At 65.5% G+C, this 22,505-nt stretch carries 22 protein-coding genes; 18 read left to right on the top strand and 4 right to left on the bottom strand.

The window, feature by feature from the left end:
* Positions 1 to 165 precede the first annotated feature (165 nt).
* A complete protein-coding gene (locus WN72_RS06605) occupies positions 166 to 1,914 on the bottom strand; it encodes a methyl-accepting chemotaxis protein (protein ID WP_092216543.1) in 1,749 nt (582 codons plus the stop codon).
* Positions 1,915 to 2,119: 205 nt separating this feature from the next.
* On the opposite strand from WN72_RS06605, the gene WN72_RS06610 reads away from it, so the two are divergent.
* The 7 genes from WN72_RS06610 (at position 2,120) to WN72_RS06640 (ending at position 7,438) form a co-directional block, all read left to right on the top strand.
* The gene (locus WN72_RS06610) at positions 2,120 to 2,866 is read left to right on the top strand and encodes a YebC/PmpR family DNA-binding transcriptional regulator (protein WP_018646706.1); all 747 of its coding nucleotides are present in this window, start codon (positions 2,120 to 2,122) and stop codon (positions 2,864 to 2,866) included.
* Between the two features lie 233 nt (positions 2,867 to 3,099).
* Positions 3,100 to 3,627, top strand: a complete 528-nt coding sequence (gene ruvC, locus WN72_RS06615) for a crossover junction endodeoxyribonuclease RuvC (protein ID WP_027561113.1) — start codon at positions 3,100 to 3,102, stop codon at positions 3,625 to 3,627.
* A complete protein-coding gene (ruvA, locus tag WN72_RS06620; protein ID WP_027561112.1) occupies positions 3,624 to 4,241 on the top strand; it encodes a Holliday junction branch migration protein RuvA in 618 nt (205 codons plus the stop codon). The genes ruvC and ruvA overlap by 4 nt, the downstream gene beginning before the upstream one ends.
* Positions 4,238 to 5,296 (top strand): Holliday junction branch migration DNA helicase RuvB, encoded by a 1,059-nt coding sequence (gene ruvB, locus WN72_RS06625; protein ID WP_092216542.1) that lies wholly within the window; start codon positions 4,238 to 4,240, stop codon positions 5,294 to 5,296. The genes ruvA and ruvB overlap by 4 nt, the downstream gene beginning before the upstream one ends.
* A gap of 145 nt (positions 5,297 to 5,441) precedes the next feature.
* Positions 5,442 to 6,359, top strand: a complete 918-nt coding sequence (locus WN72_RS06630) for a metallophosphoesterase (RefSeq protein ID WP_092216541.1) — start codon at positions 5,442 to 5,444, stop codon at positions 6,357 to 6,359.
* Positions 6,360 to 6,426: 67 nt separating this feature from the next.
* On the top strand, positions 6,427 to 6,876 hold the full coding sequence (gene ybgC, locus WN72_RS06635) for a tol-pal system-associated acyl-CoA thioesterase (RefSeq protein WP_143130620.1): 450 nt from the start codon (positions 6,427 to 6,429) through the stop codon (positions 6,874 to 6,876).
* 94 nt (positions 6,877 to 6,970) lie between these two features.
* The gene (locus WN72_RS06640) at positions 6,971 to 7,438 is read left to right on the top strand and encodes a nuclear transport factor 2 family protein (RefSeq protein ID WP_092216540.1); all 468 of its coding nucleotides are present in this window, start codon (positions 6,971 to 6,973) and stop codon (positions 7,436 to 7,438) included.
* Between the two features lie 208 nt (positions 7,439 to 7,646).
* Here the strand turns inward: WN72_RS06640 and WN72_RS06645 are convergent, their stop codons facing one another.
* Both WN72_RS06645 and WN72_RS06650 read right to left on the bottom strand, forming a co-directional pair.
* On the bottom strand, positions 7,647 to 8,360 hold the full coding sequence (locus WN72_RS06645) for a type 1 glutamine amidotransferase (RefSeq protein ID WP_092216539.1): 714 nt from the start codon (positions 8,358 to 8,360) through the stop codon (positions 7,647 to 7,649).
* A gap of 27 nt (positions 8,361 to 8,387) precedes the next feature.
* Positions 8,388 to 9,317: a LysR substrate-binding domain-containing protein gene (locus WN72_RS06650; RefSeq protein WP_092216632.1), complete on the bottom strand. Its 930-nt coding sequence runs from the start codon at positions 9,315 to 9,317 to the stop codon at positions 8,388 to 8,390.
* 276 nt (positions 9,318 to 9,593) lie between these two features.
* Between WN72_RS06650 and WN72_RS06655 the strand changes: the two genes are divergently transcribed.
* From WN72_RS06655 to WN72_RS06700, 10 genes are all read left to right on the top strand, one after another.
* Complete coding sequence (locus tag WN72_RS06655; RefSeq protein ID WP_092216538.1) at positions 9,594 to 10,628, top strand: ABC transporter substrate-binding protein; 1,035 nt, start codon at positions 9,594 to 9,596, stop codon at positions 10,626 to 10,628.
* 23 nt (positions 10,629 to 10,651) lie between these two features.
* On the top strand, positions 10,652 to 11,692 hold the full coding sequence (locus WN72_RS06660; protein ID WP_027561104.1) for an ABC transporter ATP-binding protein: 1,041 nt from the start codon (positions 10,652 to 10,654) through the stop codon (positions 11,690 to 11,692).
* Positions 11,689 to 12,564 carry an ABC transporter permease gene (locus tag WN72_RS06665; RefSeq protein WP_027561103.1) on the top strand — a complete coding sequence of 292 codons (876 nt, stop codon included), beginning with the start codon at positions 11,689 to 11,691 and terminating at the stop codon, positions 12,562 to 12,564. Before WN72_RS06660 ends, WN72_RS06665 begins: the two co-directional genes overlap by 4 nt.
* On the top strand, positions 12,561 to 13,370 hold the full coding sequence (locus WN72_RS06670) for an ABC transporter permease (RefSeq protein WP_092216536.1): 810 nt from the start codon (positions 12,561 to 12,563) through the stop codon (positions 13,368 to 13,370). The genes WN72_RS06665 and WN72_RS06670 overlap by 4 nt, the downstream gene beginning before the upstream one ends.
* An 8-nt stretch (positions 13,371 to 13,378) precedes the next feature.
* A complete protein-coding gene (locus WN72_RS06675) occupies positions 13,379 to 14,515 on the top strand; it encodes an NAD(P)/FAD-dependent oxidoreductase (RefSeq protein WP_092216535.1) in 1,137 nt (378 codons plus the stop codon).
* Positions 14,516 to 14,546: 31 nt separating this feature from the next.
* The gene (locus WN72_RS06680; RefSeq protein ID WP_027561100.1) at positions 14,547 to 14,843 is read left to right on the top strand and encodes a (2Fe-2S)-binding protein; all 297 of its coding nucleotides are present in this window, start codon (positions 14,547 to 14,549) and stop codon (positions 14,841 to 14,843) included.
* A complete protein-coding gene (locus WN72_RS06685) occupies positions 14,840 to 16,258 on the top strand; it encodes an FAD/NAD(P)-dependent oxidoreductase (protein WP_092216534.1) in 1,419 nt (472 codons plus the stop codon). Before WN72_RS06680 ends, WN72_RS06685 begins: the two co-directional genes overlap by 4 nt.
* Positions 16,255 to 17,376 (top strand): NAD(P)/FAD-dependent oxidoreductase, encoded by a 1,122-nt coding sequence (locus WN72_RS06690; protein WP_092216533.1) that lies wholly within the window; start codon positions 16,255 to 16,257, stop codon positions 17,374 to 17,376. Before WN72_RS06685 ends, WN72_RS06690 begins: the two co-directional genes overlap by 4 nt.
* Positions 17,377 to 17,391: 15 nt before the next feature.
* Entirely contained in the window at positions 17,392 to 17,736 is a 345-nt protein-coding gene (locus WN72_RS06695; RefSeq protein WP_027561097.1) for a RidA family protein, read from the top strand.
* Positions 17,737 to 17,900: 164 nt separating this feature from the next.
* A complete protein-coding gene (locus WN72_RS06700; protein ID WP_092216532.1) occupies positions 17,901 to 19,517 on the top strand; it encodes an ABC-F family ATP-binding cassette domain-containing protein in 1,617 nt (538 codons plus the stop codon).
* Between the two features lie 120 nt (positions 19,518 to 19,637).
* On the opposite strand, the gene WN72_RS06705 is transcribed toward WN72_RS06700, so the two are convergent.
* Positions 19,638 to 20,972, bottom strand: coding sequence for a dicarboxylate/amino acid:cation symporter (locus WN72_RS06705; RefSeq protein ID WP_027561095.1), 1,335 nt, complete (start codon positions 20,970 to 20,972; stop codon positions 19,638 to 19,640).
* A 157-nt stretch (positions 20,973 to 21,129) separates the two neighbouring features.
* Between WN72_RS06705 and WN72_RS06710 the strand changes: the two genes are divergently transcribed.
* Positions 21,130 to 22,449 carry a solute carrier family 23 protein gene (locus WN72_RS06710; RefSeq protein WP_092216631.1) on the top strand — a complete coding sequence of 440 codons (1,320 nt, stop codon included), beginning with the start codon at positions 21,130 to 21,132 and terminating at the stop codon, positions 22,447 to 22,449.
* The last annotated feature ends 56 nt before the right edge of the window (positions 22,450 to 22,505 follow it).

Genomic DNA, 22,505 nt, shown 5'->3' on the forward strand with positions numbered 1-22,505 from the left:
CCCGCGGCATTCCCATTCCAACTCCGACGTTAAAGGATGATTCGCGGCTGACGTCTTGCCTGAGCGTGCACAAGGCGCAATTTGCGCCTTGGTTTTTCGCGCCCAGGTTTTTTGTGTGAGCATGGTCTCGTCGAAAAACCGCAGCCCACTTTTTCGGACCATGCCCTAGAGCTTGTAGGCGGTGCGGAATCCACCCCAGTGCCGGCCCTGCACGCGGATCGGCACGTCGATCTCGCGCATCATGACGGTGTTCCCGTTGCCCATGTCGCGCGCATAGCTCTGGACCAGGTACGATCGCAGGTTGCGCGCGGCGGCGAGCCCCGCCGGATCGTTGAAGATCCGTCGGTTGCGGCTGTTGGCCGTGTTCCAGGCGATATCGCCCGGCCGCTGCGGATGCGAATAGATCTTGTTGTGCACGGGCAGGAAGCCGTTGCGGTCGACCATGGCGCAGAACGCCATGCGCGGGTCCTTGGCGAGGAAGGCCTCCTGGAACGGCGGCAGCGCGCGGTCGGCCCAGTCCAGATAGCGGGTGCGGTATTGCTGCGGATTGGTGCCGGCGATGTCCGCGTAATCGGTGTCGAAGAGATCGTCGACCTTGACCTCGCCGCGCGCAAGCGCCTGCTCGAAGATCTGGGTCAGCGCGTTGCCCGCTTCCATGGCGCGGGTGACGAACTCGGTGTTCTCCTCGTGGATCGACCAGAGCCTGTCCTCGATCTTCTCGGAGAGCTCGGCATTGGGGGCAATGAACTGCGCGCGGGCGCCGGCCTTGGACTGCTCGATCACGCGCAGGCGGCAGGCGCCGACGTCTTCGAGGCTGCCTTCGATCATCGTGTGCGGTGCCAGCCGCCCAGCGTCGGCGCCGCCGATCAGCACGCCGTCCATCGCAATCTCGTAGACCGGCATCACGCCGCGCGACGTCTCGAATTTGAGATGGCAGGGCAGCCGCTCGGTCTTGCGGCGATCGTCGTGCTCGCTCTGGCGCAGCAGCACGGCGCAGCGCGATTTCAGCTTCTGCGCGAAGGTGGTGACCGCCTTGCCGGCGCTGGCGACGTTCTCGCCATGGGTCTCGGCGGCCTTGGTCGCGGCGTCGATCTCGGCTGCGCTCTCGCCGACCGAGATGATGAACTCCGAGGCGCTGGCGGCATTGCCGGAGACTTCGCTCGTTGTGGCGTTCTGCTCGGCGACCGCGCCGTTGACGGTGTCGAACACCGGGCGGATCGCCTCGATCGCCTGCGAGATCCGGTGCACGGCGTCGGCGGAGCCGGCGGCATCGCGCTGCAGCGCGTCGATCTTCTTCGAGATCTCTTCCGTGGCGCCTTGCGTCTGGACCGCGAGCGCCTTCACCTCGGTGGCGACGACCGCAAAGCCCTTGCCGGCCGCGCCCGCACGTGCGGCCTCGATGGTCGAGTTGAGCGCGAGCAGCGTCGTCTGCCGTGCGATCTGCGCGATCAGGTTGACGACGTTGCCGATCGCCGCGGAGGACTCGCGCAGGCGGTCGACATTGGCGCGGGCTTCCTGCGCCGCGGTGCTGGCCTCATCGGCGAGCTTGGCGGCCGCGCGGACCTGGGCGCCGATGCCTTGCGCGGATTGGGTGAATTTGTCGGCGGCATGAGCGAAGGTCGAGGCGGTCGACTGCGCGGCGTTGGTGCGGCCGGTGAGGGCGTCGGTGCGGTCGCGGATGTCGGCCAGCGTCGCGGCGGTCGCCTCAGCGCCGCCGGCCACCGAATTGGCGGCGCGCTCGAGCTGGCGAATCATCGCCCCGAGCTCGAGTTCCAGCAGTTCCAGGATTTCCCGGGCCGAATCGCCCTCAGCGGCCGGGGCGGGCTCGGAATGGGCCGTCGGCCGCACAGTCTGCGGGGCGACCGCAGGCGCAGCCGTATCCGGCAGACGCTTCCGAAATAGTCCGAACGCCATCGGGTTTCTCTTGTCGGGGAACGGTCAGGCGCTATTTTCGCAATCCGGAATGAAATCAGGGTTAACGGTGCCTGACCTCTAGGCAGGGGGCCTTACGGTATTACCTTAAAGTCGTAGAGCCTCTTTCATTCCGGTGGGTGGAGGGCCTATAAGGCCGCGCTTCCCTAAGCTCACCTTGGCGCACGATTCCTTTACGAGACCACGCATGGCCGGACATTCCCAATTCAAGAACATCATGCACCGCAAGGGGCGGCAGGATGCGCAGAAGTCGAAGCTGTTCGGTAAGCTGGCGCGGGAAATCACCGTCGCGGCCAAGCTCGGCACGCCCGACCCCGCCATGAACCCGCGCCTGCGCGCCGCCGTGATCGCCGCGCGCCAGGAGAACATGCCGAAGGACAATATCGAGCGCGCCATCAAGAAGGCGCTCGGCAGCGACGGCGAGAACTATGACGAGATCCGCTACGAAGGTTATGGCCCGGGCGGCGTCGCCGTCATCGTCGAGGCGCTGACCGACAACCGCAATCGCGCCGCCTCCGACATCCGCTCCTTCTTCACCAAGTCGGGCGGCAATCTCGGCGAAACCGGCTCGGTTTCCTTCATGTTCGACCGCACCGGCATCATCGAATACGACCGCAGCGTCGCCGATGACGATGCGGTGCTCGATGCCGCGATCGAGGCCGGTGCCGACGACGTCGTCTCCGGCGAAGGCGGCCACGAGATCTACGCCTCGACCGAGAGCTATCGCGACGTCGCCAAGGCGCTGGAGGCCAAGTTCGGCGAACCGCGCAAGGCCGCGCTGATCTGGAAGCCGCAGAACACGGTCGCCGTCGACGACGAGACCGGCGAGAAGCTGCTCAAGCTGATGGACCTGCTCAACGAGCACGACGACGTCCAGAACGTCTACGCCAATTTCGAGGTGTCGGACGCGCTGGTCGCGAAGATGGGCGGCTAGGCCGTCCGGTAGCCTCATCCACCGCTGTCATCGCCCGCGAAGGCGGGCGATCCAGTATTCCAGAGGCGCCAGCGGATACGGAGAAGCCGCGGCGTGCTGGATACCCCGCCTTCGCGGGGTATGACGACGGAGTATGAAGTGGGCAGCCCTGCTCACCCGAGACATCCCACTTCCCCTGTTACTTCCGTTCTGTTTCTGTTTCCCCCATCGCAGCCAGCCGCTATCACTGGCCCATGACCGCGCTCCCGATTCGTGGCCCCGTTCGCATCATCGGCATCGACCCCGGCCTGCGCCGCACCGGCTGGGGCGTGATCGAGGCTGAGGGCAACCGATTGATCTACGTCGCTTGCGGTTCGGTGGAGCCGCGGGACGATCTGCCGCTGTCGAGCCGGCTGCTCGCGATCCATGAAGGGCTTGCGGCCGTTCTGTCCGATCACAAGCCGATCGAAGCCGCGGTCGAGCAGACTTTTGTCAACAAGGACGGCGTTGCGACGCTGAAGCTCGGCCAGGCCCGCGGCGTCGCCATGCTGGCGCCTGCAATGTTCGGCATCTCTGTCGCCGAATATGCGCCGAACCAGGTCAAGAAGACCGTGGTCGGCGCCGGCCACGCCGACAAGCAACAGATCGCGATGATGCTGAAGATATTGCTGCCGAAAGCCGAGCCGCCGTCCGCGGACGCTGCCGACGCGCTCGCCATCGCCATCACTCACGCTCACCACCGCCAAAGCACGGCGCTCCGGCTAAAGGTGGCGGGACTATGATCGGCAAGCTCAAGGGCCTGATCGATTCCTACGGCGAGGATTTTGTGATTCTCGACGTCGGCGGCGTCGGCTATCAGGTGCACTGTTCCTCCCGCACGTTGCAGCATCTGCCTTCGCCGGGTGAAGCGGCCGTGCTGTCGATCGAGACCTACGTCCGCGAAGATCAGATAAAGCTGTTCGGCTTCCGGACCGACCAGGAGCGCGAATGGTTTCGTCTGCTCCAGACCGTGCAGGGCGTCGGTGCCAAGGTCGCGCTCGCCGTGCTCGGCACGCTGCAGCCTTCCGATCTCGCCAACGCCATTGCGCTCCGCGACAAGGCCGCGGTGGCGCGCACGCCCGGCGTCGGCCCCAAGGTGGCCGAGCGTATCGTCACCGAATTGAAGGACAAGGCGCCGGCCTTCGCCAGTGTCGATCCGGCCGTGGTGCATCTCGCCGGCGCCGTCGACGATCAGCGCGCGCCGCGCCCCGTTGCAGATGCGATCTCCGCCCTGGTCAATCTCGGTTACGGCCAGCCGCAGGCCGCCGCGGCCATCGCATCGGCATCGCGCAGCGCGGGTGAAAGCGCCGAGACGGCGCAGCTCATCCGCCTCGGCCTGAAGGAGCTCTCGAAATGAGCGATCCCAAGGCCAACCGCATGGTCTCGCCCGAGCGCCGTAGCGACGATGTCGGCGACACTGCGCTGCGTCCACAGTCGCTGTCCGACTTCGTCGGCCAGCAGCAGGCGCGCAAGAACCTCTCGATCTTCATCGAGGCCGCACGCAAGCGCGGCGAGGCGCTGGACCACGTGCTGTTCGTCGGTCCTCCCGGCCTCGGCAAGACCACGCTGGCGCAGATCGTGGCGAAGGAGCTCGGCGTCGGCTTTCGTGCGACATCAGGCCCCGTCATCGCCAAGGCCGGCGATCTCGCCGCGCTGCTGACCAATCTCGAAGAGCGCGACGTGCTCTTCATTGACGAGATCCATCGCCTCAGTCCCGCGGTCGAAGAAGTGCTCTATCCCGCGATGGAGGACTTTCAGCTCGACCTCATCATCGGCGAGGGGCCGGCGGCGCGCTCGGTGAAGATCGAGCTGTCGAAATTCACCCTCGTCGGCGCCACCACACGCGCCGGCCTGCTCACCAATCCCTTGCGCGACCGTTTCGGCATTCCGGTCCGGCTCAATTTCTACACCATCGAGGAGCTCGAGAGCATCGTCACGCGCGGCGCCCGCGTGCTCAATGTCGGCATGAGCACTGATGGCGCCAACGAGATCGCGCGCCGCGCCCGCGGCACGCCGCGCATCGCCGGCCGTCTGCTCCGCCGCGTGCGCGATTTTGCTTCAGCCGCCAATGCCGAGCAGATCGACCGCAAGATCGCCGACCACGCGCTGAGCGCGCTCGAGGTCGACGCGGCGGGCCTGGACGCCATGGACCGCCGCTACCTCTCGACCATCGCGCTCAACTATGGCGGCGGCCCGGTCGGGGTCGAGACGATGGCCGCAGCGCTGTCCGAGCCGCGCGATGCGATCGAGGACATCATCGAGCCTTATCTGATCCAGTGCGGGTATCTCCAGCGCACCCCGCGCGGCCGGTTGCTTACCTCGCACGCCTTCCGCCATCTCGGCATCGCCGAGCCCTCGCGCGACGCGGCGGCACAGTTCGGCCTGTTCGGCACGGACGAGAGCGACGACTGATCGCGTCGAAAGGGTCCGGTTGTCATGAACTTCCGGTAATCTTTGTGCAGGCAATTTGCACGAGGATGCGGACGGTCTGCACCAGCGCACCCCAATTCCGCTTCAATCGGGCCGCATCAAGAAAGTGCATCACGTTCGGGCTTCCATGATCTCGCGTCGTCATCTCATCCGGTCCATCGGCGGCCTGTCCGCCCTCGGCGTCTCGACCGCCGCCTATGGCGTCGGTGTCGAGCCGATGCGGCTCCGCGTCACCCGCTATCATCCGACCCCGCGGCAATGGCCGGCGGATCTTCGGCTGAAGATCGCGGCGGTCGCCGACATCCATGCCTGCGATCCCTGGATGTCGCTGGAGCGGATCGAGGCGATCGTCGACCGCACCAACGCGTTGAATGCCGATCTCATCGTGCTGCTCGGCGATTATGTTGCCGGCGTTCACCAGGTCACGCGCATCATTCCGTCGAGCGAATGGGCGAGGGTGCTGTCCGGCCTCAAGGCACCGCTCGGCGTGCATGCCGTCATGGGCAATCACGATTATTGGGACGACCGGACCGTGCAGCGGGCCGGCCGCGGGCCGACCGTCGCGCATCGCGCGCTGGAGGCGGCCGGCATTCCGGTCTACGAGAACGACGCCGTGCGCCTCACCAAGGACGGCCGCTCCTTCTGGCTCGCCGGCCTCGGCGATCAGCTCGCCTTTGCGCCGGCGCAGCGCTTCCGCAGCACGGCGCGGTTCGGTGTCGACGATCTCGAAGGCACGCTGGCGAAAGTCACCGACGATGCGCCAATCATCCTGCTCGCGCATGAGCCCAACATCGCCTGGCGCGTGCCGGCGCGCGTCGCGCTGCAGCTGTCCGGCCACACCCATGGCGGCCAGGTCCGCCTGCTCGGCTGGTCGCCGGCTGTTCGGGGTCCGAATAGCGGGAAGCTCGCCTATGGTCATGTCAGGATGAAATGCGACGTCATCATCTCCGGCGGCCTCGGTTGCAGCTTGATGCCGATCCGCGTCGGCGTACCGCCTGAGATCGTCGAGGTGACGCTGGGGCGGACGGCCCCGGTCGTATCCTGACACGCTTGCGCAGCAGGCCGTTTTTGCGCAAAACGGGCCGGTAGCAAAAAGCCAAGAGGCCCGCGACGTGACTGCCCATCTCGACGGCGAGATCCGCGACGGCCGCCACCACATGCAGGTCCGCGTCTATTACGAGGACACGGATTTCTCCGGCATCGTCTATCACGCCAATTATCTGCGCTACATGGAGCGCGGGCGTACCAATCATCTCAGGCTGATGGGCGCAGAGCAGCAGGCGCTGTTCGACCAGCCCGAGACCGAAGGCGCCGGCTTTGCCTTCGTCGTGCGCTCGATGCACCTCGACTTCCTCAAGCCCGCACGGATGGACGACGTGCTCGATGTCGTGACGTGGCCGATTGCGGTGAAGGGCGCCTCGATCATGCTGGCGCAGGAGGTGCGACGCGGTGACGACGTGCTGGTTAAGGCCGAGGTCCGCGTCGCCTTCATCAGCGGCGGCCGCGCCCAGCCAATCCCGAAATCAATTCGTGCGCTGATGAAAGCCGATTTGATTTCCTGATCGCCCGATAAGTGATCGGCCGATAGGTGACAGCCTATCGACTCCACCGCGTACGGGGATAGATTTGCGGCCGCCACCAACCGATGAGGCCACCATGTCGCGCCCGCCGCTTCCGCCCTTCACCCGTGAGACCGCCGCGCAAAAGGCGCGCATGGCCGAGGATGCCTGGAATTCGCGCGATCCAGTGAAGGTGTCGCTCGCCTATACCGAGGACAGCCGCTGGCGCAACCGCTCCGAAGTGTTCCAGGGCCGCGAGGCCATCGTCGCCTTCCTGACCCGCAAATGGGAGAAGGAGCAGGACTACCGCCTGATCAAGGATCTCTGGGCCTTCGACGGCAACCGCATCGCGGTGCGCTTCCAGTACGAATGGCATGATGGAAAAGGCCAGTGGTATCGCTCCTACGGCAACGAGCAGTGGGAGTTCGACGAGCACGGCTTGATGCGGCGGCGCGAAGCATCGATCAACGATATTGCGATTGCGGAGAAGGATCGCCGGTTTCATTGGGCCGCGCCGGGCCCGCGACCCGCCGACGTGCCGGGATTGGGGACGGATCCGTTTTGATCTTCGCGAGATAGCGCGGCAAGCGCACTGCACCCTCTCCCCTTGCGGGAGAGGGTGGCTCGCCGCGTAGCGGCGAGACGGGTGAGGGGTATCTACCCTCACGAGTAGTCCAGCGTGCGGATAGAACCCCTCATCCGGCGCTTCGCGCCACCTTCTCCCGCAAGGGGAGAAGGGAAGAGGCCGCGCGGTGACTGTTGCGAACTAAATTTTAGGTGGCCGCGCGCTTCGCCAAGAACCGCGTAATCGCCCCGCCGAGCTTCGCGTTGTCCATCGGCTCCGCCAGCGATGCCCTTGCCGTCGCCACGACATCATCCGGCGCCTTGCCGTCGCGCAGATCGCAGCACACTTCTGCGAACTCCACATCGAACTCCGGATGCGGCTGCACGGTCAGCGTCGCGCCGTTGGCATAGAGCAGGCCGGCATGCGGGGTGAAGTCCGAGGAGAGAATTGTCAGCGCGTCCTTCGGCGGCTCGATCACCTGATCCTGATGTGAGGCCGCGATCGCGACCGCTTCGCCATCGACGACGCCGTTCTCCGGCAGCACGCGATAGACGTGCCGCCCGATGCCCCAGCCCTTGTCCGATTTGCGCACGGTGCCGCCGAGCGCCTGCGCGATCAGTTGGTGGCCGAAGCAGACGCCGACCATCGGCGTCTTGTTGGCGTAGGCGGTGCGGACGAAGTCTTCGAGCGGCGCGATCCAGTCGAGCCCGTCATAGACCCCGGCCGCCGCGCCGGTGATCAGCACGGCTTCGAGGTTGCGCGGATCGGGAAGCGCATCGCCATTCGGGATGCTGACGACGTCCACCGTCGCGTTCGGATCCTCGGCCTGGACCATCCGCTCGAACATGTCCGGGAACGAGCCGTGACGCTCGCGATATTTTTGCGGGACCCGTCCGGTCTCGATGATGGTGATGCGTGCCATGTGTCCTCAGGTAGGAGATCGGCCTCATCAGTGCAAGCAATCAGTCATGCGCGCGAGCCGTTCGTCGATTTCGGTGAGCGCCTTGCGCATGGTCTCGACCAGATCCAGCGCCACCGGCGAGGGGCTGCGCTGCGCTGGAAAGACCGCGGAGAATTCGAAATCGATGCGCGGCAGGAAGCGGCGCACGACGACGCCGCGCGTTGCAAATTCCTGCGCGGTGAAGGGATCGCAGATCGAGACGCCGAGCCCGGACGAGACCATGCCGCACATGATTTCCGACAGCGTGGTCTCGACGCGCAGCACGCGGCGGACATCGTGGCGGTGGAAGACCTGGTCGACGAGATGCCGGCTCGACGATCCCGCCGACAGCGAGATGAAGGTCTCGCCCTCGAAATCGCGCGGCTCCAGCACTTCTTTCTCTGCGAGGCGATGGCCGGTCGGCAGCACCGCGACGCGCGCCAATGCCGGCAGCCGCTGGCTCGGCAGGCCGGAATGCGCGATCGGCACCTCGGCAAAGCCGATGTCGCACTGATTGTTCAGCACCCAATCGACCACGATCGGCGAGATCACGCCGAAGAAGGCAAGGTTGAGGTTCGGCCGCTCCATCAGGAAATGTCCCGCGAGACGCGGCAAGTATCCATTGGCCAGCGCCGGCAGCGCGGCGATCCGCAACGAGCCGGTGCGGCGGCCACGGATTTCTTCCGCAGCCGCGGTGATGCGTTCGAGACCGACGAAGGAGCGTTCGACCTCAGTGTAGAGCGCCATCGCCGCGGCGGTCGGCACGAGGCCGGTGCCGCGCCGCTCGAACAGCTCCATCTTGAGCAGCGCCTGGAGGTCGCGCAGCAACCGGCTCACCGCCGGCTGCGTCACCACCATCAGCTTCGCCGCCTCGGTGACGCTGCCGGTCAGCATCGTCGCCCGGAAGGCCTCCACCTGCCGCGAATTGATCCGCGCCATCCCGAATTCCATTCATAACATTCTGGTATGCAGAGGATGCCATTATTCATTGGACGATGGAAGTATACGTCTGCGATCTTTTTCATCAGGACTGGAGTCAGCCCGCTTTTTCGGCAGATTGGAGGGATTCAAACCTCCAGATCGCGCCAAATCCGCCGAATGGGGGCCGGAGCCCTGATCGGAAACGGATTGGCGCGGAAGGGAATGCGGCAACGCGCTTCAGCCAGCGAGACTCGTCGGCACGTCACCTCATTCCGGTATTGGAGATCGGTCCAAATGAAGACTCTTCGCCTCCTGACAGCGGTCAGCATCGCGGCGCTCATTGCCGCTCCCTCGGTCGCCTCGGCCCAGCAAAAGACGCTCTATGTCGCCGGCTATGGCGGCTCGTTCGAGAAGACCATCCGCGACGAGGTGATCCCGGCCTTCGAGAAGGAGAACGGCGTCAAGGTCGAATACGTCGCCGGCAACTCCACCGACACGCTGGCAAAGCTCCAGGCGCAGAAGGGCAACCAGCAGATCGACGTCGCCATCGTCGACGACGGCCCGATGTACCAGGCGATCCAGCTCGGCTTCTGCGGCAAGCTCGATGGCCTGCCGGCCGATCTCTACGACACCGCGCGCTTCAAGGACGATCGTGCCGTTGCGATCGGTATCGTCGCGACCGGGCTGATGTACAACACCAAGGTGTTCGCCGAGAAAGGCTGGGCGCCGCCGACCTCGTGGAACGACCTGAAGGACACCAAATACGCCAAACAGCTCGTGATCCCGCCGATCAACAACACCTATGGTCTCGAAGCGCTGGTGATGTTGTCGAAGATGAACGGCGGCGGCGAGTCCAACGTCGATTCCGGTTTCAAGATCTTCAAGGAAGAGATCAATCCGAACGTGCTCGCCTATGAGCCGTCGCCGGGCAAGATGACCGAGCTGTTCCAGTCCGGTCAGGCCGTGATCGCGGTGTGGGGCACCGGCCGCGTGCAGAGCTTTGCCAACACCGGCTTCCCCGTCGACTTCGTCTATCCCAAGGAAGGCGCCGCGACGCTGCTGACGACGGCGTGTCCGATCAACAAGCCGAACGCCTCGCCGCTGGCCTCAAACTTCGTCAAGATGCTGCTCGATCCCAAGATCCAGCTCGTGATGCTGAAGGATTACGGCTACGGCCCGGTGCTGAAATCGCTGAAGGTGCCGCCGGAGCTCGGCAAGATGGCGCCGATCGGCGAGCGCGCGGCCAAGCTCTACAATCCGGACTGGACCGTGATCAACGAGAAGCGCGAGGAGTGGACCAAGCGCTGGAATCGCGAGGTCGAGCGCTGACCGGTCGCAGCGGAGACAGCGTGATGGCTTATCTTGAGCTCGATCGGGTCGCAAAGCAGTTCGGTGCGCAGACTGTGGTCGACGACTTCAGCCTGTCGGTGGGGAAGGGGGAGTTCATCTCCTTCCTCGGCCCGTCCGGCTGCGGCAAGACCACCACGCTGCAGATGATCGCGGGCTTCCTCGATCCCACGCGCGGCGCGATCCGCCTCGAGGGCAAGGACCTGACCGCGATCCATCCGGCCAAGCGTGGCCTCGGGATCGTGTTCCAGAGCTATGCGCTGTTTCCGCACATGACCGCGGCGGAGAACGTCGCCTTTGGCCTGGAGATGCGTAACGTGCCGCGCAACGAACGGGCCGAACGCGTTCGCGCCGCGCTCGCGATGGTCGGCCTTGCCGGTTACGAGGACCGCCATCCCCGCCGCATGTCCGGCGGCCAGCAGCAGCGCGTCGCGCTGGCGCGCGCGCTGGTGATCAAGCCGAGCGTGTTGCTGCTCGACGAGCCGCTGTCCAACCTCGACGCCAAGTTGCGGGAGGAGATGCAGATCGAGCTGCGCCAGATCCAGCGCACCATCGGCACCACCACGATCCTCGTCACCCACGACCAGAACGAGGCGATGTCGCTGTCCGACCGCATCGTTGTGATGAGCGAGGGCAAGATCGAGCAGATCGGCACCCCGCAGGAAACCTACGAGAGACCGGCCTCGGCTTTCGTCTCGCAGTTTTTGGGCAAGACCAATGACTTTGCCGGCACGATCGACCGGACCGTCTCGCCGACGCAACTGATGGCGGGCTCCTGGCGTGCACCGGCGCCGGCCGGGCTTGGCGGTCCCGTGACCGTCAGCGTTCGCCCCGAAAGAATCGGCTTTGGCGACACAGGCCTCAGCGCAAAGATCGTCACGCGTATCTTCCAGGGCAATCACTGGCTGTTCCAGTGCGACAGCGAGTGCGGCCCGGCGATCGTGATCCGGCAGAACGACGGAAAGGCGCAGCCTGCCGAAGGCGACGCCGTTCGCCTGACCTGGCGGCCCGAGGATATGAGCGTGCGCGCGAGGGCCGGCGCATGAGCGCGGCCGCCGAGGAGCGCAGCGCGCGTGCGCCATGGGCGTTGACGGCGCCTGCTTTGATGCTGTTCGTCGGCGTCCTGCTGATTCCGCTCGCAATGACGGTGATGCTGTCGTTCCACGATTGGGGCCAGTACAAGGGCATCGAGCCGGTCTTCATCCTCAAGAACTGGCACGAGATCGCGACCGATCCCTATTACGCCGAGATGTTCTGGCGGACGTTTCGCATCGCAATTCTCACCACGCTGCTCACCGCATTGCTTGGTGCGCCCGAGGCTTACATCCTCAACCGCATGAGCGGCCGCTGGAAGAGTTTTTTCCTGCTGGTCATTCTCGGGCCGCTGCTGATCTCCGTCGTCGCGCGCACGCTCGGTTGGGCGCTGCTGTTCGGCGGCAACAACGGGCTCGTCAACAAGCTCCTGATGTCGCTCGGCGTGATCCGTTTCCCCATTCCCTTCATGTTCACCGAAACCGGCATGGTCGTCGCGCTCGCCCATGTGATGATGCCGTTCATGGTGCTGTCGGTCTGGGCCGCGCTGCAGCGGCTCGATCCGCAGATCGAGAATGCTGCGATGTCGCTCGGCGCCGGTCCTGCGACCATCATCCGCCGCATCATCATGCCGCAGATCATGCCGGGCGTGCTCTCGGGCGCGATCATCGTGTTCTCGCTGTCGGCCAGCGCCTTCGCGACACCGGCGATCATCGGCGGCCGCCGGCTCAAGGTCGCGGCGACGCTCGCCTATGACGAATTCCTCAACACGCTGAACTGGCCGCTCGGTGCCGCGGTCGCGACGCTCCTTCTCGTTGCGCTGGTCCTCATCGTTGTCGGCAGCAACGCGCTGATCGAGCGCCGCTATGCGGAGGTGTTCCGATGAGACGGAACGGGCCGCTCGCGCTGATCTTCCACACCATCTTCGTCATCGTCATGGTGGCGCCGATCCTGGTCGTGTGCCTCGTTGCCTTCACGCCGGAAGGCTTCCTGTCGCTGCCGACCAACGGCTTCTCGCTGCGCTGGTTCAGGACCATCGCGAACTACCCGGAATTCATCCACGCCTTCTGGGTCAGCCTCGGCCTCGGTGCGCTGTCGTCTCTCGTCGCGCTGCTGTTCGCGGTGCCGGCGGCGCTCGCGATCGCGCGCTATCGCTTCCGCGGGCGCGATGCGCTTGCCGCGCTGTTCCTCTCGCCGCTGATGATCCCGCACGTCGTGCTCGGCATCGCCTTCCTGCGCTTCTTCACCTCGGCCGGCCTCGGCGGCAGCTTTGCCGCGCTGATCATCGCGCATGTCATCATCGTGTTTCCGTTCGCGCTGCGGCTGACGCTGGCGGCAGCGACCGGTATGGACCGCACGGTCGAGATGGCAGCAGTCTCGCTCGGCGCCGGCGGCTGGACGCTGTTTCGTCGCGTGACCCTGCCGCTGATCCTGCCCGGCGTCATCAGCGGCTGGGCGCTCGCCTTCATCCAGTCTTTCGACGATCTCACCATGACCGTCTTTCTCGCGGCACCCGGCACCGAGACGCTGCCGGTGCGCATGTTCCTCTACATCCAGGACAACATCGATCCGCTGGTGACGTCGGTCTCGGCCTGCGTGATCGCGATCACCATGACCGCCCTCATTCTGCTCGACCGCTTCTACGGGCTCGACCGCGTGCTCGCCGGCAAGGGTGGCGATACCGGACGATAGGAGAACCCATGTCCAGGGACTATGACGTCGCCGTCGTCGGCGGCGGATTGCTCGGCTCCGCCATTGCCTGGGGCCTCGGCCGGCTCGGCAAGAGTGTGGCCGTGCTCGACGAAGGCGACATCACCAAGCGCGCCTCCCGCGCGAACTTTGCGCTGGTCTGGGTTCAGAGCAAGGGGCTCGGCATGCCCGCCTATACGGTCTGGACGGTGCAGGCCTCGCACGCGTGGGGGCGGCTTGCGTCCGAGCTGAAGCAGCAGACCGGCCTGGATGTCTCGTTGCAGCAGAACGGCGGCTTTCATCTGACGCTCGGCGAGGACGAATTCGGTCAGCGCACCGAGCTCGTCAAGCGCATGCACAACCAGGTCGGCGCCGCCGACTACAAGATGGAGATGTTGCGGCCCTCCGACATCAAGAAGGCGCTGCCGCTGATCGGCCCAGAGGTCTCCGGCGGCAGCTATTGTCCGCTCGATGGTCACGTCAATTCGCTGCGCACCTTCCGCGCCTTCCACACCGGTTTCAAGGCGTTCGGCATCGACTATTTCCCGGAGCGCCCGGTCTCGGCGATCACCAAGAGCGGCGGCGAATTCCGCCTGGCCACGCCGAAGGGCGAGCTGCGCGCCGCCAAAATCGTGCTCGCCGCGGGCAATGCCAACCAGACGCTGGCGCCGATGGTCGGCCTCTACGCGCCGATGGGCCCGACCCGCGGCCAGATCGTGGTGACCGAGCGCACCATGCCGTTCCTGCCGCATCCGCTGACCACGATCCGTCAGACCGACGAGGGCACGGTGATGATCGGCGACAGCAAGGAAGACGAGCTCGATGAACGGACGATGAAGCCTTCGATCAGCGGTGTGATGGCCGATCGCGCCCAGCGCATGTTCCCGCATCTGTCGCGGCTCAACGTGGTCAGGAGCTGGGCCGGCATCCGCGTCATGCCGCAGGACGGCTTTCCGATCTACGACCAGTCGGAGACGCACCCCGGCGCCTTCGTCGCCTGCTGCCATTCCGGCGTGACGCTCGCCTCCAACCACGCCTTCGAGATTGCCCGCATGGTCGCGCAAGGCGCGCTCGAGCCGGAGCTGGTCGGCGCGTTCTCGGCCAGCCGGTTTGGCGGCACGAGCGCGGCGAACAAGAGCGGCTATTAAAGATTTCAAGAAGGAGCCAAGAGGCATCCCCATGTTCAAGAGATCCGAACAGGACAAGCGCCCTCAGGTGCAGATCTTCGTCGACGGCGTCGCCGTCGCGGCGCGCCAGGGTGACACCGTCTCCGCCGCGTTGCTGGCCTCGGACCGCGACGCGCGGCGATCCACCGCGGTGAGCGGCGCGCCGCGTCTGCCCTACTGCATGATGGGTGTGTGCTTCGACTGCCTCGTCACCATCGACGGTGTCGGCAACCGCCAGGGCTGCCTCGTGCCCGTCGCCGAGGGCATGCAGATCGAGATCCAGAAGGGCAAGCGGGAGATCGGACGATGAGCGTGGCTCCCAAGCGCGAAGACTACGACGTCGTGGTGATCGGCGCCGGCCCTGCCGGCCTCGCTGCCGCTGCGACCTCCGCCGAAGCCGGTCTTTCGACGCTGCTGCTCGACGAGAATATCGGACCCGGCGGCCAGGTGTTCCGCGCCATCGCCTCGACGCCCGTGACCGACCGCAACCAGCTCGGTGCCGATTATTGGGTTGGTGCAGATCTCGTGCAGTCGCTGCGCGCGAGCGATGCCGAGGTGATCCACCGCGCGACGGTCTGGAGTCTCGACCGCAACCTCGACATCGCCGTCTCGATCGGCGGCGCGTCCGCCTTCGTCAAGGCAAAGCGCGTGATCCTCGCGACCGGCGCGCTGGAGCGGCCGTTTCCGATTCCTGGCTGGACGTTGCCGGGCGTGATGACGGCGGGCGCGGCGCAGACCATGCTCAAGTCGTCGGCACTGGTGCCGGACGGACGCACCGTGATCGCGGGGCAGGGACCGCTGCTCTGGCTGCTCGCCGCGCAGATTCTGCGCCTCGGCGGCCGCATCGACCGCATTCTCGACACTACCGAGCGCGGCAATTACTTTGCGGCGCTGCCTCATGCCTTCGCCTTTCTGACCTCGCCCTATTTCGCCAAGGGCCTGTCGATGATGCGCGAGGTCAAGGCCAAGGTGCAGGTCATCTCGGGCGTCACTGAGCTCGCTGCGGCCGGGGACGGCCAACTCGCCAGCGTCAGCTATGTCGCGGGCGGCAAACGCGAGACAATCCCTGCGGATCTCCTGCTCCTGCATCAGGGAGTCGTGCCCAACGTCAATCTGGCGATGGCGGCTGGTGTCGAGCATCGCTGGGACGATCTGCAATTGTGCTGGTCGCCCGTGCTGGACGCGAGCGGCAATTCGTCGGTCGCCGGCATCGCGATCGCCGGTGACGGCGCTGGCATCGGCGGCGCGAATGCGGCCGTGGTGCGCGGTCGTATCGCGGCTCGTGCTGCTGTGGAAGCACTCGCGCCCGCAGCCGCGGCGAAGCTCCCCGCGATGGCGACGCTCCGTTCCGATCTCGCCAAGGCCGAACGCGGCCGCGTCTTCCTCGACACGCTGTTCCGCCCGTCACCGCAGTTCCGCATTCCCTCGGGCGACACCATCGTCTGCCGTTGCGAAGAGGTGACGGCCAAGGACGTGCTCGACTCCGTGGCGATCGGCGCGACCGGTCCGAACCAGCTCAAGGCCTATCGCCGCACCGGCATGGGCCCGTGCCAGGGCCGGCTCTGCGGCCTCACCGTCACCGAGCTGATGGCGCAGGCACGCGGCAAGACTCCGCAGGAGATCGGCTATTACCGGCTGCGTGCGCCGGTCAAACCGATCACGCTCGCCGAGCTCGCCGCCGTCCCGAAGAGCGAGGCGGACGTCAAGGCCGTGGTGCGCGGATGAGCCGAAACGTGGATGCGATCGTCGTCGGCGGCGGCATCCACGGATGCTCGACGACGCTGCATCTCTGCCTCGCCGGCTTGAAGCCGGTTCTGATCGAGAAGGACTATGCCGGCCGCCACGCCTCCGGCGTCAATGCCGGCGGCGTGCGCCAGCTCGCGCGGCACATTCCCGAGATCCCGCTCTCGATCCGCTCGATGGGAATCTGGGAGAAGATTTCGGATCTCCTCGACGACGATTGCAGCTTCGAGAGCCACGGCCAGGTGCTGGTCGCCGAGAACGAGGACGAGCTCGCCGTCTGCCGCGCGCGCGTCGCCGAGCTCAATGCGCTCGGCTTCACCCATGAAGAGCTGATCGACGCGGCCGAGTTGCGGCGCCTCGTGCCGGCCGTTGCCGAGACCTGTCCCGGCGGCGTCGTCTCGCGCCGCGATGGCGCGGCCAATCCGGCGCAGACGACGACGGCGTTCCGGCGCAAGGCCCAGCAACTCGGTGCGACCGTGCACGAAGGCGTGGCCGCCACCAACATCCGCTACAGCGACGGCCTCTGGCACGTCGATGTCGGCAGCGAGAGCTTTGCCGCGCCGGTGCTCGTCAATGCCGCCGGTGCCTGGGCCGGGAAGATCGCGGCTGATCTCGGTGAGCCCGTTCCGGTCGAGACCGTGGCGCCGATGCTAATGATCACATCGCGCGTGCCGCATTTCATCGATCCCGTCGTGATCCTGCGTGGCCGAAAACTCTCCTTCAAGCAATTCAAGAACGGCACCGTGCTGATCGGCGGCGGCCATCTGGCGACGCCCTATCAGGACCGCAACGAGACGGTGCTGGACTGGAAGAGCCTTGCGACCAGCGCGCAGACCGTGTTCGAGCTGTTTCCGGTGATGCGCAGCGCGACGATCGTCCGCGCCTGGGCCGGCATCGAGGCCAAGATGAAGGACGACATTCCCGTGTTCGGCCCGAGCAGCCGTCACATGGGTCTGTATCACCAGTTCGGCTTCTCGCTGCACGGTTTTCAGCTCGGCCCCGGCGCCGGCGCCGTGATGGCGGAGCTGATCGTCAATGGCGGCACCCAGACCCGCGTCAGCGATCTCGGCATCGACCGCTTCTATTCCCCCACGCTCTAACCTCAAGAGGACATCATGAGCATCACCCGCAACATCCGCACGCCCATTCAGCACCGCGCCGTCGAAGCCAACGGCTTCGTCTTCATCGGCGGCACCATCGCCGACGACATCTCGGGCTCGATGGGCGAGCAGACCCGCAACATCCTGGGCAAGATCGCCGGCTATCTGAAGGAAGCCGGCACCGACAAGTCGCGCGTCGTCAGTTCCTCGATCTTCGTGACCGACCTCTCCAAGAAGAACGAGATGGACCCGGTTTGGACCGAGTTCTTCGGCGACAATCTGCCGACCCGCGCCACCGTCGGCGTCGCCGATCTCGGCGGCGCGCTGATCGAGGTGGTGGTCACCGCGCTCAAGGGTTGATCGTAAAGCCTGTGGGGGCGTCAGCGCCTGGGGCACTGTCGTCCCCGCGATCTTGATCTCGCCCGATTGCGGGACTAAGAAGAAGCTTCATCAATCAGGATATTCGAGAGCCATGGATTTCACCCCGACCGCAAAGCCCATCCGCCTTGCTCACGGGGAATTCCATGCCTGCTTCAATCATCCTGTCGAACCTGTCGCTGTCCACGCCTGACGGCCGTTCTCTTCTCTCCAATATCGATCTGACATTCGCGGCCGAGCGGACTGGCCTCGTCGGCCGCAATGGCGTCGGAAAGACGACGCTGCTTGCGTCGATCACCGAGGAGCATGTTCCCCAATCCGGGCGCGTCCTGGTCAACGGCAGCATCGGCCTGCTGCGCCAGGACGTGCAGGTGCTCGCGGGCGCGACCGTCGCCGATCTGTTCGGCGTGCGGCAGGCGCTGGAGCTCTTGCGCCGCGCCGAGCACGGCGACGCCTCCGCCGAAGAGATCGCCACGATAGACTGGACCCTCGAAGCGCGGCTCGAGGCCTCACTGGCGCGCGTCGGGTTCGATCCATCTCCCGATACGGAGCTGTCCTGCCTGTCCGGCGGCCAGATCACGCGGGTTCGTCTCGCCGCGCTGCTGTTTGCCGAGCCCGACTTCGTCCTGCTGGACGAGCCCACCAACAACCTCGACCGGGACGGACGCATGGCCGTGATCGATCTCCTCGCCGCCTGGCGTGGCGGCGCAGTCGTCGTCAGCCACGATCGGGATTTGCTCGAAACCATGGATGCGATCGTCGAGCTGACGTCGCTGGGCGCCATGCGATACGGCGGCAACTGGAGCAGTTTCCGCGCACAGAAGGCCGTCGAGCTGGCGGCAGCGAGGCACGACCTCGCGCACGCCGAAAGGCGTCTGTCCGAGATCGATGGCAAGGCGCAGGAAGCTGCGGAGAAGATGGCGCGGAAGGACAGCGGCGGCCGGAAGAAGCGCGCTAGAGGCGACATGCCGCGGATACTCGCCGGCGCGCGCCAGGACCGCAGTGAGGATAGCGGCGGCAGGAATGCGCAAATCGCCGAGCGGCGGCGCGTGGAGGCCGTTGAAGCCGTCGACACGGCAAGTCGGCGCATCGAAATTCTTCAGCCGCTGTCGGTCAAATTGCCCGCGACGAACCTGCCGGCGGGCAGGGAGATGCTTGCGCTCGACAGCATCAGCGCCGGCTACCGGCCGGAGCGGCCGGTCCTGCGCGATCTCTCATTTGCCATCGTCGGGCCCGAACGGGTCGCGCTGGTCGGGCCGAACGGTTCCGGCAAGACGACGCTGCTGAGGGTCATCGCCGGCGAGCTGCGCCCGTTCTCTGGCGCCGTGCGGCTCAGGCCGGACGTCGCGTTGCTGGACCAGAAGGTCAGCCTGCTCGATCCCTCGATCTCCATCCTGGAGAATTTCGGCCGTCTCAATCCAAAGGCCGGCACGAATGAGCGCCATGCGGCCCTCGCGCGCTTCATGTTTCGTGCCGACGCCGCCTTGCAGATCGTCGGGACCCTGAGCGGCGGGCAGTTGCTTCGTGCAGGCCTTGCTTGCGTGCTTGGCGGGGTGACGCCACCGTCCCTGCTGATCCTGGACGAGCCGACCAATCATCTCGACATCGACTCGATCGAGGCCGTTGAAGCGGGCTTGCGAGCCTATGATGGCGCGCTGCTCGTCGTCAGTCACGACGAAGCATTCCTGCGGGCGATCGGGGTCACGCGGCGGCTTGACCTCACGGGCGAACGTGACTGTAGACGCCCGTCATTCGAACAATAAAAACCCGACGCCCTGCCCCCAGCGCGTCGGGTGGAAAAATGAGTATCAATCAGTGATCCCAACGCCACTGTTGTGACGCGCGCCGTGGCCTTTTTCTACTCCGGGAAACTACCGCGTCGGCTATGACGCCGAACTGCCGCCCGGCTCCAGCGCCTCGCCGATCTCCAGCGGATGCGCCATGGTCTCGTGCAGCGCCTCGCGGTCGAGCTCGCCTTCGGAGATGCTGATGACAACGCAGGCGACGCCGTTGCCGATCAAATTGGTCAGCGCGCGGCATTCGCTCATGAACTTGTCGATGCCGACCAGGATCGCGATCGACTGGATCGGGATGTCAGGCACGATCGAAAGCGTCGCCGCGAGCGTGATGAAGCCCGCGCCGGTGACGCCCGAGGCGCCCTTCGAGGTGATCATGGCGATGCCCAGAATGCCGAGCTCCTGCCAGATCGTCAGATGGGTGTTGGTCGCCTGCGCCAGGAACAGCGTCGCCAGCGTCATGTAGATGTTGGTGCCGTCGAGGTTGAAGCTGTAGCCGGTCGGGATCACGAGGCCGACCACCGAGCGCGAGGCGCCCAGATGCTCCATCTTCTGGATCATCTGCGGCAGCACCGTCTCCGACGACGAGGTGCCGAGCACGATCAGGAGCTCGTCCTTGATGTAGGCGATGAAGCGCAGGATCGAGAAGCCGGCGAGGCGGGCGATCGAGCCCAGCACGATCAGCACGAACAGGATGCTGGTGAGATAGAACGTGCCGATCAGGGCGGCGAGGTTGAGCAGCGAGCCGAGGCCGTAGGCGCCGACGGTGAACGCCATCGCGCCGAAGGCGCCGATCGGCGCCACGCGCACGATGATGCGGATGATCCCGAAGAACATCTTCGCGGCCTTGTCGATGGCCTCGGCGATGGGCTCGCCGGCCTTGCCGAGGAAGGCGATGGCGAAGCCCGAGAGGATTGAGATCAGCAAAACCTGGAGCAGGTCGCCGCGCGCGATCGCGCCGACATAGCTGTCGGGGATGATCGCCATCAGATGGGCGACGATGCCCTCTTCCTTGGCCTTGGTGACGTAGGTCGCGACCGATTTCGGATCGATCGACGCCGGGTCGATGTTGAAGCCGTGGCCGGGCTGGAGGATCTCGCCGACCAGGAGGCCGACGGCGAGCGCGACGGTCGAGACCGTCTCGAAATAGATCAGCGACTTCAGCCCGACCCTGCCGACGCGCTTGAGATCGCCCATCGAGGAGATGCCGTGCACGACGGTGCAGAAGATCACCGGCGCGATCATCATCTTGATCAGCGCGATGAAGCCGTCGCCGAGTGGCTTTAAGGCCTTGCCGAGATCGGGATAGAAATAGCCGATCAGCACCCCGAGCGCGATCGCGATCAGCACCTGGACGTAGAGGATCTTGTACCAGGGCTGATGCCGGCGATGAACGGCTGGCTGGATCGCGACTTGTGTCATATTGTGGGCCCCGGAACGCATTGATTTTGCAAGATTTGAGTCGGGCAAGATTTGAATCTTGTATGTCCTGCATCATGTGATGGCCGCCGCAGAAGCGACAATCACATTTTTGTCGGATCGCACGAAGATCAGTCGCTGCAGCGCAACCGGGGGGAACATGACAACGACGACAAGCTCGGATGAGCAAGGGCAGGGCTATTTTCCGCGCTGGAAGCTCAAGACCTCGGGCGTGATCTTGCCGGAGGAACGGCTGTCGTGGGGCCAGACCGTCATCTCCGGTCTCCAGCATTGCGTCGCCATGTCGGGCTCGACCATCATCGCGCCGCTGCTGATGGGATTCGATCCCAATGTTGCGGTCCTGTTCTCCGGCATCGGCACGCTGATCTTCTTCGTCATCGTCGCCGCGCGCGTGCCGAGCTATCTCGGCTCGAGCTTTGCGTTCATCGCCGTCGTCATCGCCGCCACCGGCTATGCCGGGCAGGGGCCCAACCCGAATATCTCCGTTGCGCTGGGCGGCATCGTCGGCGCCGGCGTGCTCTATGGCGTGATCGCACTGATCGTGATGTGGTCGGGCGTCGGCTGGGTCGAGCGGCTGATGCCGCCGGCCGTCACCGGTGCCGTAGTCGCCGCGATCGGCCTCAACCTCGCGCCCGTGGCGGTCAAGGCGGTGAGCGCCAATGCTTTCGAGACCTGGATTGGTCTTGCGACCGTGCTGATGATTGGCGTGCTGGCCGTGGCCGCGCCGGGCCTGTGGCGGCGCCTGCCGATCATCCTTGGTGCGATCGGCGGATATCTCTTGTACCTGCTGTTCGCGAACGGTCTCGGTTTCGGCAAGCCGATCGATTTTGCGCAACTTGCGGCCGCGCCGTGGATCGGCCTGCCGCACTTCACCACACCGACCTTCCAGGCCGACGCGATCTTCCTGATCGCGCCGGTCGCGGTCATCCTCGTCGCCGAGAACCTCGGTCACATCAAGGCCGTCGGCGCCATGACCGGCCGCAGCCTCGATGCCTATCTCGGCCGTGCTTTGTTTGCCGACAGCCTCGCCACCATCGTCGCGGCCTGCGGCGGCGGCACCGGCGTCACCACCTATGCCGAGAACATCGGCGTCATGGCGGCGACGAAGGTCTATTCGACCTTGCTGTTTGCGTTCGCGGCGACGGGCTCGATCCTGCTCGGCTTCTCGCCGAAATTCGGCGCGCTGATCCTGTCGATCCCTGGCCCCGTCATCGGCGGCCTCTCGATCGTGCTGTTCGGCTTGATCGCGGCGATGGCCGGACGGATCTGGGTCGAGAACAAGGTCGACTTCGCAAATCCGGCAAACCTGATCACCGTCGCCGTCGCGCTGACCGCCGGCGCCGGTGACCTCACGCTGAAATTCGGCGCATTCACGATCGGCGGCATCGGCACAGCGACCTTCGGCGCCATCATCCTCTATAAGATCCTGACCTCGCCCCTCGCGCGCCGCGCAGAATGATCCCAGCGATGCGCTGACGGGATGGAACAAAAAGCCTGTTCCATCCATGATGAAGT

It is taken from the genome of Bradyrhizobium arachidis, assembly GCF_015291705.1.
Lineage (GTDB): Bacteria > Pseudomonadota > Alphaproteobacteria > Rhizobiales > Xanthobacteraceae > Bradyrhizobium > Bradyrhizobium arachidis.